The following is a 371-nucleotide window of genomic DNA, read 5'->3' as shown; positions in this document are numbered from 1 at the left end:
CCACCGCATCCTGACCAAGGTAACGGTCGAGTTTGGTTGGTCGATACTTCCGATGAAGCGCATGTTGTTCTGCGTCGATCGGTGCACTGCTTTCCTTTTTCTTACTTGCGAACATCAGATTTCCTGTATTACGAGTTTTCTTCGTGCCACTCATCGTGTTCTTCGCGCCAACGCCGAAGCTCTTTCTTCATCATGAGGCGCACACCTCTTGCCGCCTCTTCGTACAGTGCGGCGCGCGCCTCTTTCACTGTGTCCCCGGCCTCAAGTTCGGCATCCATGCTAAAGCTGACCGAAACAGGCTCGTAGGTAACGGCCTGAACCGTCTTGCTCAGGTTTACTGAGATTCGTGTCACTTTCATTGGTAATTCGTT

At 52.0% G+C, this 371-nt stretch carries 1 protein-coding gene; it reads right to left on the bottom strand.

Going from position 1 to position 371, the window contains the following annotated elements; all coding sequences use genetic code 11:
- Positions 1 to 128 precede the first annotated feature (128 nt).
- Positions 129 to 371: hypothetical protein (locus tag AC1RO3_RS08075; RefSeq protein ID WP_481763942.1), on the bottom strand; the 243-nt coding region annotated here is incomplete at its 5' end.

The organism is Dellaglioa sp. CoH-57-MRSF-19 (assembly GCF_056781975.1).
Note: the sequence above shows the minus strand (reverse complement) of the source record. Positions and strands in the feature narration are given on the sequence as shown.